Source organism: Pseudomonas sp. LBUM1676 (assembly GCF_059695605.1).
This window is the reverse complement of sequence record NZ_CP166777.1, coordinates 197114-210676: the sequence shown is the minus strand read 5'-3', so window position 1 is coordinate 210676 and position 13563 is coordinate 197114. Positions and strand designations below refer to the sequence as shown.

The 13563-nt window shown below is 59.7% G+C and carries 9 protein-coding genes and 1 pseudogene; 2 read left to right on the top strand and 8 right to left on the bottom strand.

What is annotated here, in order from left to right; genetic code table 11:
- Positions 1 to 39 precede the first annotated feature (39 nt).
- A complete protein-coding gene (locus tag ACA041_RS00975) occupies positions 40 to 669 on the top strand; it encodes a class I SAM-dependent methyltransferase (RefSeq protein WP_497441981.1) in 630 nt (209 codons plus the stop codon).
- 40 nt (positions 670 to 709) lie between these two features.
- On the opposite strand, the pseudogene ACA041_RS00970 reads toward ACA041_RS00975, so the two are convergent.
- The 4 genes and pseudogenes from ACA041_RS00970 to ACA041_RS00955 all read right to left on the bottom strand — a co-directional run bounded on the left by ACA041_RS00970 (position 710) and on the right by ACA041_RS00955 (position 8286).
- Positions 710 to 2968: pseudogene (locus tag ACA041_RS00970) on the bottom strand (glycoside hydrolase).
- A gap of 100 nt (positions 2969 to 3068) precedes the next feature.
- Positions 3069 to 6122, bottom strand: a complete 3054-nt coding sequence (locus ACA041_RS00965; RefSeq protein ID WP_497439494.1) for an efflux RND transporter permease subunit — start codon at positions 6120 to 6122, stop codon at positions 3069 to 3071.
- Positions 6119 to 7186 (bottom strand): efflux RND transporter periplasmic adaptor subunit, encoded by a 1068-nt coding sequence (locus tag ACA041_RS00960; protein WP_497439493.1) that lies wholly within the window; start codon positions 7184 to 7186, stop codon positions 6119 to 6121. Before ACA041_RS00960 ends, ACA041_RS00965 begins: the two co-directional genes overlap by 4 nt.
- Entirely contained in the window at positions 7183 to 8286 is a 1104-nt protein-coding gene (locus tag ACA041_RS00955; RefSeq protein ID WP_497439492.1) for an efflux RND transporter periplasmic adaptor subunit, read from the bottom strand. The genes ACA041_RS00960 and ACA041_RS00955 overlap by 4 nt, the downstream gene beginning before the upstream one ends.
- 180 nt (positions 8287 to 8466) lie before the next feature.
- Here ACA041_RS00955 and ACA041_RS00950 point away from each other — a divergent pair, with 180 nt between their 5' ends.
- Positions 8467 to 9627 (top strand): AAA family ATPase, encoded by a 1161-nt coding sequence (locus ACA041_RS00950; RefSeq protein WP_497439491.1) that lies wholly within the window; start codon positions 8467 to 8469, stop codon positions 9625 to 9627.
- A gap of 22 nt (positions 9628 to 9649) precedes the next feature.
- Here the strand turns inward: ACA041_RS00950 and ACA041_RS00945 are convergent, their stop codons facing one another.
- From ACA041_RS00945 to ACA041_RS00930, 4 genes are all read right to left on the bottom strand, one after another.
- Positions 9650 to 10744: an RHS repeat-associated core domain-containing protein gene (locus tag ACA041_RS00945; RefSeq protein ID WP_497439490.1), complete on the bottom strand. Its 1095-nt coding sequence runs from the start codon at positions 10742 to 10744 to the stop codon at positions 9650 to 9652.
- Positions 10745 to 10955: 211 nt separating this feature from the next.
- Positions 10956 to 11738 carry a MetQ/NlpA family ABC transporter substrate-binding protein gene (locus ACA041_RS00940; protein WP_497439489.1) on the bottom strand — a complete coding sequence of 261 codons (783 nt, stop codon included), beginning with the start codon at positions 11736 to 11738 and terminating at the stop codon, positions 10956 to 10958.
- A 235-nt stretch (positions 11739 to 11973) separates the two neighbouring features.
- Positions 11974 to 12903 (bottom strand): sigma 54-interacting transcriptional regulator, encoded by a 930-nt coding sequence (locus ACA041_RS00935; RefSeq protein WP_497439488.1) that lies wholly within the window; start codon positions 12901 to 12903, stop codon positions 11974 to 11976.
- A 67-nt stretch (positions 12904 to 12970) separates the two neighbouring features.
- A complete protein-coding gene (locus tag ACA041_RS00930; RefSeq protein ID WP_497439487.1) occupies positions 12971 to 13552 on the bottom strand; it encodes an alpha/beta hydrolase in 582 nt (193 codons plus the stop codon).
- Between the last annotated feature and the right edge of the window lie 11 nt (positions 13553 to 13563).

Sequence of the window (13563 nt, the reverse complement as noted above, 5' to 3'; positions counted from 1 at the left end):
CGTATATTCGGCGAACTCACATTGCCTGCGCAGCCGACCATGAAACAGACCCCCACCGACCTCGAGCAGATCACCGCCACCACCCTGGGCCATTACAACTCGGTCGCTGAAAGTTTTCGCGAAGGGACTCGCGATCATGATGTCAGCCAGAACATTGCTGCGCTGCTGCGGCATATTCAGGGCGAGGCGCCGTTCGACATTCTCGACTTTGGCTGCGGGCCGGGTCGTGATTTGCAAACCTTCACGCGCATGGGCCATACCGCTGTCGGGCTTGATGGCTCGGAGAAGTTTGCGCAGATGGCGCGCGAAGACAGCGGCTGTGAGGTCTGGCAGCAAGATTTTCTGAAGCTGGATTTGCCGGCTGAGCGCTTTGACGGGATCTTCGCCAATGCGGTGCTGTTTCATATTCCGCGTCAGGAATTGCCTCGGGTGTTGAAGGAATTGCGCGGGGCTTTGAAGCCGGGCGGGGTGTTGTTCAGTTCCAATCCGCGTGGCGAGAATCAGGAGGGGTGGAATGGGCCGCGTTATGGGGCGTACCACGATCTTGAGACGTGGCAGCAATTGCTGACGGCGGCGGGGTTTGTGGAGTTGGAGCATTACTACCGGCCGGCGGGACTGCCGCGCGAGCAGCAGCCTTGGTTGGCGAGTGTTTGGCTTAAGCCGGCGTAGCCTGTCAGGACGCAATCGCGAGCAAGCTCGCGAAGGTTTTCTAACGTTGCACAGCGACTTGATAGGTTGCCACTCCGCCATTCACGTCAAACGCGGTGATGCTTCGATCGGCCAGCTGTCGCCCATCAATCTCACGTTCGCGTAAATCAAAATTCGCCACCAGTCTGGTGCCGTCGGCGAACGTTGTCTGCTGTACCTGACGATCCTCAGTCAGCCAACGGAAATCTGTCATCGCCTGAGTCGCCAGACGCTCATGCAGCGGGCGGAAGAAAACATCCTGACGAGCAATCACCGGTAACCGCTGCTTCAGCGTCGCCGCACTCAGGTGATACAGCGGCGGCACGTTGTAGAGCAATTGAGTCAGCTCATTCTCGGCGCGCACATTGCTCAACTTAAGGCTGTCGAACAGCCAATGATGGGTGGTGATCACCGAGCCATGGAACACCGCCTGATAAAGCGGCAAGCGCGTTTGCGGAGCAAAGTGAACCGTGCGGTAGGGTTCCTTGAGTGGCACGGTTTTGAAGAAAACCTGCGGCTGTTCATTAGGAAACCAGCGGCCCAGGTAATAGGGCGACTTCGGATTCTTGCTCATATCCGAATCCCCCCAGCCGATCACCGGTGTCTGCATCCCATGGGCAAACAGTACACCTTGGGCCGTGGTGGCGTTGCCATCCTCGGAGCCGGTCGGTAGCTTCAACGTCTCGTTGACCCAGCGCGAGGCATCGATGTTGCCCTCGGCATTTTGCACCTGAGTCATGGTCGCTCCCACGCGGTAGCTGTCGAACAGCATGCCGGTGGCGTAGGCATCCAGAAACCAGCTATTGAACCCGGCTTTGCTATGGACAGCCCTGATGCGCGCCTCAAGCAATGGCCGAACACAACGCGGCTCGGTGTAATGCCCCGATTGCTAAAACCCGCTTTTGAACGCCCCGGTTTCCAACACGATCGCACATTCCTGATTGGCTCTGGAGCCCAGATGCGCGGTGGTCCAGTCCGGGTTTTCAGTGATGGTCAGTGCCGTCTCATAGGAATCATAAGGCGCCACCAGGTATCCTGCGGCAACACCTTGACGCACCGTTTCAGGGTGCCAGAGACCACCTTCCCAACCCTCGCCAAGGCCTAACCATAATCGCGACAAGCCCGCAGCTTTCAGTTGTTCGATAGTTGTTGGTGACAAGGTATTGCCCCAGCGTTCCGGTATTGCCGTCACAGCATCGGAGAACGCCACGGCCAGCTCTGCACGTAATAAGCCGTAGCCGTCTGCCAATTTTTGCATGTCCGGTTCGACGACAGACTGCCAGCCGCTGCGTGCCTTCTTGTTGAGCGCAGCATTGAGGCTGCGTAGCAACGTGACTTGCTGGTAACGATCAAGCGGTGGCTCAGCCCGGGCCATTAACTGCGTACTTTCAGCGTCAAAACCGGTACGTAACTCGCTGGCCAGTACACCGTTGCCACGCAACCCTTTCAGCAAGGCTGGCCAGCTTCGAACATCGTCCGGTCCGAGCAGGTCGTTACCCCACAGATAAACATGACTGGCTCCCAGGAGCTTTTTGGCTTCAGGAATCTTCAGCAGTTTGTCGCTCAAGGTTTCGTATTGCCCGCTGTCGACCAACCATTTCCGATAGCGCTTGGCACCCGCCAACAGATCGACATCACCCAATGACAGCTTGAACGTTAGTGGTGCATTGGGCTCAAGGGAGGTGAATTGATGATGGACAGTCAGAGCAAGGGTGTTGTCGTTTTCGGCGCTGAAGATCAGGCGATTGTTGTAAGGGTTGGTCATCAGCCAGTTCAGCGTGAAGCCACCGTGATCAACGCCCCACAGCGGCAAACTCAGGTCTTGGGTGGTATTGAACGCCCCCTGATCGAGCAGAAAGGTTTGCCACAGCGGATCACCGGCAGGCACGTAACGCCCCTCGGCCAACGGCCAGATCAGTCCTTTGCCCATAGAACTGCCTGGCTGTTTTAGAAAGCTCAGCTCACCGGGATCACGGGCCGTGATGGACAGGGACAGGTCACGCTGATCGAGGGAGGCACTCAGCGTCCAGGCGCCGTCATCCCACTGCCAGTCCATGCGATTGGCACTTTGCTTGAGGTTGCTGACCTTATACCCAGTAACGCCCGACGAGGCTTGCACTGGCGAATTTTGTGCGGGGATGACGCGGATCGCCAGCGTGGCGGGATCGAGTTCGACGCGCCACAGCGAATTTTCCAGCACACTGCCGGCCAGCGTCGGGGGTGAACACAACAGAGCGCCGAGCAACAGCCCATAGCGCAGACAATAGGTCATCGGTGACATCGAAGTCCCTCCTCCATTTGGAAAGGGACCGTACAGCAACGCACCACCCATGTAAGTAGGACCGTTCCCAATCGTCACTCGGGAACGATCAACACATCAATTACTGCACCTCTTTCTTCGGCTCGCGAATCTTGTACCAGGCCACATACAGCGCCGGCAAAAACAGCAGCGTCAGCAAGGTGGCGATGATGATCCCGCCAATCATTGCGTAAGCCATCGGCCCCCAGAACACTTCCCGGGCAATCGGGATCATCCCCAGGCTCGCCGCTGCCGCCGTCAACAGAATCGGCCGGCGCCGATGCTCAGTCGCTTGCAGCACCGCGTCCCACGGCGCGTAGCCATCCTTCTCGAACGACTCTATCTGAGTCACCAGGATCACCGAGTTGCGGATGATGATGCCGATCAGCGCCAGAATCCCCAGGATCGCCACAAAGCCCATGGGCGTGCCGGTCGGGATTAGCGCCAGCACTACGCCGATCAACCCCAGCGGCGCGACGCTGGCCACCAGGAACAGTTTCTGCACGCTGTGCAGCTGGATCATCAGAAAGGTCGCCATCAAGAACAGCATCAAGGGCACGACCTTGGCGATCGGCCCCTGGGCCTTGCCGCTTTCTTCGACCGTACCGCCGGTGGCGACCTTGTAGCCTACCGGCAAACTGGCGGCAAATTTCTCGATGTCCGGTTTCAACTGTTTCACCAGATCGGTTGGCTGGATCTCGTCACGCACCGCGGCCTTGATGGTGATGGTCGGCTTGCGGTCGCGACGCCACACCAGTGGCTGCTCGAGTTCATAGCGCACGGTGGCGAACGCCAGCAGCGGAATCGAAGTGCCGCCCGGTGTGACGATCTGCAGGTTCTGCAGGGTTTCCGGCGTACCGCGCTCCGCGTCGATCGCGCGCCCCACGACGTTGATCAGATAGATGTCGTCGTCGACCTGGGTTACCGGCGAGCCGACCACGATGCTGTTCATCAGGTTGGCCACGTCTTCCGACGACAGCCCCAGTTGCCGCGCCTTGTCCTGGGCGATGTCGATGCGCAGGACTTTGCCCGGCTCGTTCCAGTCGAAAATGATCTCGCCGATGTGCGAGTTGTTATCCAGCTCGGTGGCCAGGGCAATCGCATGCTTGCGCACCTGATCGATGTCCTTGCCGCTGACCCGGTACTGAATCGGCCGTCCCACCGGCGGGCCCATTTCCAGTGCCTGGACATAGCTGCCGATGCCGACGAAGTCCTTGCGCAGCCGTTCACGCAGGCGCTGGCTCAAGGCCTCGCGCGACTCCAGGCCTTTGCTGACGATGATCAATTGCGCGTAGTACGGGTTCTGCAATTGCTGGTCCAGAGGCAGGTAGAAACGGATCGCACCTTCGCCGATGTACGTGCTCCAGCGTTCGATGTCCGGATCGTCCTTGAGGGTCGCTTCGAGCTTGTCCACCGCCTTGCGGGTTTCGGCGATCGAGGCGTTTTGCGGCAGGTTGAGGTCGACGAGGATTTCCGGACGGTCCGAGGACGGGAAGAACTGGTTCTGCACAAACTGCATGGAGAACACCGACGCCGCGAACAGTGCAACGGTGATGCCGATGGCCCACCAGCGATTGCGCATCGCCCAGAGCATGCCGTAATTGAACGTGCGGCCGATGCGACCGGGTTCCGCGTCGTGGGGTTTCACGTTGGCGCTGAGGATGTGCACGCCGATGACCGGCGCGAACAACACCGCAACAACCCATGACACCAGCATTGCCACGGCGATCACCGCAAACAGGGTGAAGGTGTACTCGCCCGCCGAACTGGCGTTCAGCCCGATGGGCACGAAACCGGCCACCGTCACCAAGGTACCAGTGAGCATCGGGAACGCGGTCGAGGTGTAGGCGAAGGTGGCCGCCTGCTCTTTGGTTTCCCCCATCTCCAGCCGGGTGACCATCATCTCCACCGTGATCATCGCGTCATCCACCAGCAGGCCGAGGGCGATGATCAGCGCGCCGAGGGAAATCCGCTGCATGGTGATGCCGCTGTATTCCATGAAGATGAAGACCATCGCCAACACCAGCGGAATCGAGCACGCCACCACCAGCCCGGCACGCACACCAAGACTGATGAAGCTGACCACCAGCACGATCACCACCGCCTCGAACAACGCACTGGTGAAGCCGCCGACAGCTTTTTCCACCACGGCGGCCTGGTCGGACACGTTGTGCACGCCGACGCCCACCGGCAGGTCGGCGGTCAGATCATTCATGCGCTGATGCAGGGCTTTACCGAATTCCTGGATGTTGCCGCCCTTTTTCATGGCAATCGCCAGGCCGATGGCGGGTTGGCCGTTGAAGCGAAATTGCGGGGTGGCCGGGTCGACATAACCGCGGCTGATGTCGGCGATGTCGGCCAGGCGATAAAAGCGATCGTTGAGTCGCAGGTTGACGTTGGCCAGGTCTTTCTCGGAAGCAAACTGCCCCGTGGTACGCACGGAAATCCGCTCGGGGCCGGCTTCGATCACCCCGGCCGGGGTCACCGCGTTTTGCGATTGCAGGCTCTGCACCACCTGGCGCTGATCAATGCCCAGCGCCGCCAGTTTGCGGGTGGAGAAATTCAGGTAGAGCACTTCGTCCTGCTCGCCGACCATCTCGATCTTGCCGAGCCCCGGCACCTCGCGGATTTCGGCGCGGACTTGCTCGACGTAATCGCGCAACTGGCGCATCGACAAGCCGTCGGCGGTAAAGGCGTAGACCGAACCGAACACATCACCGAATTCGTCGTTGAACCCCGGCCCTTGCAGGCCCTTGGGGAAGTCGCCGCGAATGTCGTTGATCTTCTTGCGCACCTGGTACCAGATCTGCGGAATGTCCTTGGCGCTAGTGGTGTCGCGCAGGTAGACGAAGACCGTCGACTCGCCAGGCCGGGTGTAGCTTTTCACATAGTCGAGGGAGTCGAGTTCTTCGAGCTTTTTCTCGATGCGGTCGGTGACCTGCTTGAGGGTTTCTTCCTGGGTCGCACCCGGCCAGCGGGTCTGGATCACCATGGTTTTGATGGTGAACGAGGGGTCTTCTTCGCGGCCGAGGTTCATGTACGAGAACACGCCCATCAGCAGCGCGACGAACATCAGATACCAGACAAACGACTGATGCTTGAGGGCCCATTCGGATAAGTTGAAACTCCCTTTCATTGCGGGCTGTCCTCGTCGATTTTCACTTTTTGCCCCGGTTTGAGACTGTGCACTCCCGCACTGACGACCCGCTCGCCGGACTTCACGCTGTTGGTCAGGACCACCGTGCTGTCAGTGCGGCTGACCAGGATGACGTCCCGCGGGGAAACGGTTTGCGTCTGTGGATCGACGACCCAGATCCGCGATTTGCCATCCACCTCTTGCAGCACGCTCACCGGCAGTTCGATGCGCGGTTTGATCGCGGAGCTGAGGGTTACGCTGATCGCCGTACCGAGACGAAAACCCGCTGGCGTGTCGGTCAGGCTCAGGCGGGCGCGCCGGGTACGGGTCGCACTTTGCGCCTGGGGTTCGATTTCGCGAACGATGGCGGTGGTGGTGATGCTCGGGTCCAGTTGTGCAGCAACCTGAAACACCACGTCCGTCGGCAATTGATCGACCAGGGTGTCGGGCAGGTCGATCACCGCTTCCTTGATGTCCGGCTGCGCCAGGGTCACCACTTGCTGGCCGGCGGTCACCACTTGTCCGGCTTCGGCGTTCCACGCGGTCACGATGGCTTTGTGGTCGGTGCGCAGTTCGACGTAATCGAGCTGGTCCTTGGCCTGATCGACGGCCGCCCTGGCCTGGTCGAGGGAAGCCTGAGTGGTTTTGAGGTCGGTCTGGGCGATGTCCAGCTGGGCCTGCGCACCGACTCCGCGATCGAACAGTTCCTGCTGGCGGCGGGCGTTGGCCTGGGCGTTGATCAACTGCGCCTGGACCCGCGCCAGATCGCCCTGGGCCGAGCGCAACTGGTTTTGCTGATCCGTGGGGTCAAGCGTTGCCAGCAAGGCGCCCTTCTCGACTTCGGCACCGACATCGACGTTTCGGCTGGCGATGCGACCTGGTACGCGGAACCCCAGGTTGCTTTCATAACGGGCCTGGATGCTGCCGGCGAAGCGGCCGAGCGTTTCCTCGCCCAGCGCCTGGACCTTGATCGACAGCACCGGGCGTATCGGCTCCGGTGGCGGTTCTTTTTTCGAGCAGGCCACCAGCATCACACCGGCGAAAACCAGTAACAGACGCTTCATGGCTGGGCTCCCGCGCCTAGGTCCTTATAAGTGTTTTCGGCAATTTCCACCTTCACTCCCGGGTGCAGCAGCTGGCCGCCAGCGATGACGACTTTTTCGCCACCCTTGAGGCCAGCGCTGATCACGACATTGCCGGTGAGGTAACGGCCGACCGTGACGGTATGCAGTTGCGCCTTGCCCTCGTCGTCCACCAACCACACGGCCGGGTCGCTGAGGTTTTTGGTCAACGCCGACCAGGGCAGTTCCACGGCGGATTTACCCGGTGTCTTGGCCGTGGCGCTGACCACCGAGCCGAGTTGCATGCCTTGCGGCAGGCCAGCGAGGCTGACTTTGACCTGCACTGTACCGGTCTGCGCCGACACCGCCGGGGTGATTTCGCGCACGGTGCCGGTGGTTTTGATCGCCGGATTTTCGAGCAGGCTGACCACCACCGATTTATCCGACGGCGGTTCGGACAGCAGCGATTCATAGACGTTGAATACCGCGTCGCGCTCACCGTCACGGGCCAGGCTGAAAATCGGCACCGTGGCCTGCACCACCTGGCCGACTTCCGCCTGGCGGGCGGTAATCACCCCTGGCGCGTCGGCAATCAACGCGGTGTAGCTCAGTTGTTCACGGGCGTTGGCCAATTGTGCCTGGGCGGCCGTCAGGGCGCTTTGACTGCTGCGCAAGGCGGCCTGGGCCGAATCGAATTCGCTTTGACTGGTGTAGCCCTTGGGCAGGAGTTTTTGCTGGCGCACGAAAGCCGCGGCGGTCTGTTTGACCCGGGCCTGCTCGGCAACCACCTGCGCCTGGGCCGAATCAACATTGGTTTGCAGGTCTTTCGGGTCGAGCCTGGCAAGGACCTGTTTGGCCGAAACCCGGTCACCGACATCGACCGTGCGCTGGATGATCTTGCCGCCGACACGAAACGACAGTTCGGTCTGTACGCGCGCCTGGACATCACCCGTGAGGGTCACCGAGGCTGCGTAGTCGGCCGACTTGACCTCTTGCACGAAAACCCGTGGGCGCTCCTTTTCGACCTGGGGCTTATCGCCGCAGGCGGTCAGCAAAGCCAGGAAACTCAGGCCAACCACTGTTTTCAATCCGGGACCAGCCATGCAGACTCCTTTGCGTTGTACGGACGTGCCAGTTCGATACGACTGTGAGCTTATAACAGGGTTCCACCTTCGCCTACGCTGACATGCATTTCCTCCTATAGGGGTTGCAGATAGATCCTACAAGTCAAATTCACCAACGCGGTTATCCTGATACCGTTTCGGGACCACAGAGAAAGTCCTATGCTCAAAACCCTCGCAGTGGCCAATTACCGCTCGATCAATAAATTGGTGATCCCGTTGGGTCGGTTGAACCTGATCACCGGTCCCAACGGCAGCGGCAAATCCAACCTCTACCGCGCGTTGCGCCTGCTGGCGGAAACCGCCCAGGGTGGCGTGGTCAACGCCTTGGCCCGCGAGGGTGGGCTGGATTCGACCTTTTGGGCCGGCCCGGAAAACATCACTCGGCGCATGCGCAACGGCGAAGTTCCGATCGAGGCATCTGTGCGGCACGGCGCCAAGCGCCTGCGCCTGGGGTTTGCCGGTGAGGATTTCAGCTACTCGATCGCATTGGGCCTGCCGGAGCCGAGCCTTTCCGCGTTTTCCCTGGACCCGGAAATCAAAAAGGAATGCATCTGGAGCGGGCCGTTCTATCGCCCGGCCAGTCTGCTGGTGGATCGCGACGGTCCGATGATTCGCACCCGTGACGGTCGCAGCTGGGAAGTGCTGGCCCAGCACACGCCGAATTTCGACAGCCTGTTCGATCAGGTCGGCAGCTTTCGCACCTCGCCGGAAGTCATGCAGCTGCGTGAGTTCATCCGTCGCTGGCGCTTCTATGATCATTTTCGCAGCGACGCCGACGCCCCGGTGCGCCAACCGCAACTGGGCACCCGCACGCCGGTATTGCACCACGATGGTCGTGATCTGGCGGCGGCGTTGCAGACCATCCGTGAAATCGGCGACCCCGAGGCTTTGCAGGCCGCGGTCAGCGATGCGTTCCCCGGCGCGAAGTTGAACATAGCGCCGTTGCAGGGCGGGCGGTTTGCCATTGAATTTTATCAGGAAGGGTTGCTGCGACCGTTGTCGGCGGCCGAGCTGTCGGACGGGACATTGCGCTACTTGCTGCTGGTTGCAGCACTGCTGACACCTCGGCCCCCGTCGCTGATGGTGCTGAACGAGCCGGAAACCAGTTTGCACCCGGACCTGTTGCCGGCGTTGGCGCGGTTGATTATCCGTGCGTCGCAGCAGTGCCAGGTGTGGGTGGTGTCCCATGCCCGGCGATTGATTTCGGCGTTGCAGGAGGATGAGCAGTGCAATTGCATTGTGTTGGAGAAGACTCTGGGGCAGACCGGGATTGTCGGGCAGCGGATGCTGGATGAGCCGGCGTGGTATTGGTCGGACTGAAGGGTCGGTATTGCGCGCAGCTCTATATGGAATGACGAATGCTTTTCTTATTCTTCACAAAGTTGAACACTTCAAAACCAATCGGATCAGGAGTCGGTAATGGAGCTGACGCTTGAGGTGAGCCCGGCATCGGTGACGGGGGAGGTGAAGGTGGAGGAGCGGATGGTGCAAAAGTGTCTGACTTCGCGAAGGGATTCTTATATTTTCCGGGTTTCGGCCCGCTGTAAGCACCGCCCAACGCACCGGCCTTGTTCAACTTGTGAGCACGAAAGTTGTAAGCCACCGAGGCGCCTGAAGCAGCCAAAGACAGCATGCTCAATGCAGCCATAGCGATAAGCAGAGAATCCTGTGCGGAATTATCCGGATCCGTGGCGTTCATGATGGATCTCGCCCCTCCCACCCCGGCACCTATAAAACCCGACACTGCCCCCGCAGCCCCTAAGTATTTGGAAACTTTCGCGAGCGATGCAGAGGCCGCAGTACTTGCGGTTTTCAAACCCGCTATGGAGAGACCTGCAGAGAAAAGCCCAACACCACCCGAAACAAGACCAAGGAGACTTATCCCAACGAGCATCCACGGCTGCCAGGCTTCTCGTCCCGTCGGGTCACTGAAATTCACCGGGTCCCCCAGACAATACGCATAAGGATTCAAGCCGCCCCTCGCGAAAGGACTCAACCTGTCCGGGCTGTTGAAGCGCATCAGCACCGGATTGAATGCCCGATGACCATTGCCCAGTAAATAATGGCCGGTGATCGGGCTGACCGCTTCGCCATTGAAACCTAGAAGACTGCCAAGGCCACTTTCACCCCGGCGATGACCGTAAGGCGTATAGACCTGCTGCACAGATTCCCCAGTGCCAGTGACACGCAAGACAGAACGCGGCTGATCGGTGGCCAGCAATTGACTATTGATGGCATTGCCTTCGCGCGATTGCAGTGCGAGCAGTTGAGTGCCCTGCTGCAATACGCTCTGACTGGAGAGACCTTGAATCTCGGTTGCCAGATGCTCGAGACGGTAAAACCTTCGCAATGTTGCTTGCCCTTCCGGCTCAAGCCCAGTCAACTGATCCAGTGCGTCGTAGCGATAGCGACACGAACCGGAATTGAACTTTTTCATTGCACAATCCCCTCATCGCATGCGCGTAGTGTGCACCAACGACGGCACCACGCCACCTGACAGAAATACCAGTCAGGCGGGCGAAGAATCGCTGCGTCTCAGGTCAATCACCTGTGCCGTAGCGACTGATCTTTTGATCTTCTGCATAAAAAACGCCGACGCTATTGAAAGCCGTCGGCGTTGAAACATTGAAGGGGGTTTACCTCGCGAATCAGAACGCCGGCAGTACCGCACCGCTGTATTTCTTGGCGATGAAAGCCTTCACTTCCGGACTGGTCAAAGCCTTGGCCAGTTTCTGGATGGCGGCGCTGTCCTTGTTGTCTGGACGAGCCACCAGGAAGTTCACGTAAGGCGAATCGGCACCTTCGATCACCAGCGCGTCTTTAGCCGGGTTCAGGCCCGCTTCCAGTGCGTAGTTGGTGTTGATCAGATCCAGGTCGACCTGATCCAGCACGCGCGGCAACATCGCGGACTCGAGCTCCTTGAACTTGAAGTTATGCGGGTTCTTGGCGATATCTTTCGGGGTAGCCAGGGCATTTTTCGGGTCTTTCAACTCGATCAGGCCAGCCTTCTGCAGCAGAAGCAGGGCACGGCCGCTGTTGCTGCCTTCGTTCGGCAGAGCGATGGTCGCGCCGTTTGGCAGCTCGGCCAGGGTTTTGTATTTCTTCGAGTAGCCACCGAACGGTTCAACGTGGACGCCGATCACGGTCACCAGGTTAGTGCCTTTGCCCTCGTTGAAGTTCTTCAGGTACGGAAGGGTCTGGAAGTAGTTGGCGTCCAGACGCTTCTGGTCGACCTGCACGTTCGGCTGAACGTAGTCGGTGAAGACTTTGATTTCCAGGTCCACGCCTTCTTTGGCGAGGGTTGGCTTGATCAGGTCCAGAATCTCGGCGTGCGGCACCGGAGTCGCTGCAACCACCAGTTTCTCGCCAGCCTGGGCCAGGCCCGCAGTCAGGGCAGCCGCCAGTGCGGTGAACAACAGAACCTTTTTCATGCAGTGTCCTTATCGAAAATCACGGTCGTCATCGACGACGGCTTGTTTAGTACGAGTGCCAGTGAAGTGCTACTGCTGGCGTGAAGCGGACAATACCGGGATTTTTTATTCCCGAACAATATCTTTTATTCACTTTCATATTCCATTTTGTTCATACACCCGTAGGAGCGAGGCTTGCCCGCGAAGGCGTCCTCCCTGACCATCGCGGCGCCTGGTTCGCGAGCAAGCTTCGCTCCTACAACAGCGCGGCGTTTTTCAAGAGGTGTTTCAGCGCTGCTTGCTCGCTGGCAGTGCCTTTGCTGAGGATGTGCTTCAGTTGCCGCTCGATTGCTACCAGCGAGGCAGGTAACTCAGGCAAATTCAAATGCTCGGGCAGAATCTCATCGCCGGTACTCACCAGCAACGCAAAGTGAATGACGTTTTCCAGCTCCCGGGTATTGCCCGGCCAACTGTGCTGTTCCAGTAAATGTTGCGCGGCTTCGCTGATCAATGGCACCGGCAAATCGAGGCGCTGGCTGTAGATACCGAGGAAATATTCGGACAGCGACAGGATATCGCCCACCCGTTCGCGCAACGCCGGCAGTTCGAGCTGGCCTTCGCTGAGGTAGTGATAAAGCCGCTCATGAAACTTACCGGCGGCAACCGCTTGGGCCAAATCGATGCTGGTGGCGGCCACCAGGCGCACGTCCACCGGGCTCGGTTGCAGAGCACCGACGCGGGTGACCTCATGGTTCTCCAGAGCGGCGAGTAATTTGATCTGGATCGGCAACGGCAGGTCGCCGATCTCGTCCAGATAGAGCGTCCCGCCATTGGCCGAACCGAACCAGCCGGCGCGGCTACTGGCCGAACCGCTGTAGCTGCCGGCGGCGTAGCCGAACAATTCGGCATCGGCGTAAGTGGGGCTGATCGCACCGCAATTGACCGACACGAACAACCCCCCGCGATCACTGGCCCGATGAATATGCCGCGCCAGCAATTCTTTACCGCTGCCGGTTTCGCCACGGATCAACACGGAGATCGAGCGCGGCGCCAGTTGTTCCAGTTCCTGGCGCAACTGTCGCGAGCGCGGATCGACGAACACCAACGCCTTGGCGCGGATGCTCAGGGGACTTTTTTCTGCATCGGGGAAGGTCAGCAGCGGCTGACCGAACGTTTCGAAACTCATGACAGACTCCCGCCCAAAACCGCCGGGAGGCGGGGGCTGATTCTAAAAAAAAAACAAAAAAGAAAATTCAGGCGCGGCGCAGGGCGTGATGTTCCATGCGGTTTTGCAGACGATAAAGATAGGCGAAACCCTGCTCCCAGCGCTGGTGACCGGACTTCACATTGATATGCCCTGCCCCCGACAAAATCCCCGCCTCGGCCCCCCAGTTGCGAGCCAGTTCCAAAGCACGCGGCGCGCTGACGGCACTGTCATTGTCGGAACTGACGACCTGACTCGGAAATGGCAAAAGGTGGGTCGGGATCGGTGCGAAATTGCGCAGTGCCGGCGCGCAGGCCGGACGTTCGACATCCGCAGGCGCCACCAGCAAGGCACCGCGAACCTGACGCAAGCACTGCAAGGGCGCAGTGGCGGCCCAGTGGGCAACAGTGATGCAACCCAGGCTATGAGCGATCAGGATCACCGGCGTGCTGTCGGCGGTAACCGCCTCAGCCAGCGCCGCGACCCAGTCTTCACGACGCGGAGTCAGCCAGTCGGCCTGCTCGACCCGTGCGCTATTCGGCAGGCTGTTCTGCCAGTGGCTTTGCCAATGATCCTCTGGCGATCCTTGCCAGCCCGGCACAATCAGGTAGCGAATTGATTCGTTGCGCATGGGGAGCTCTC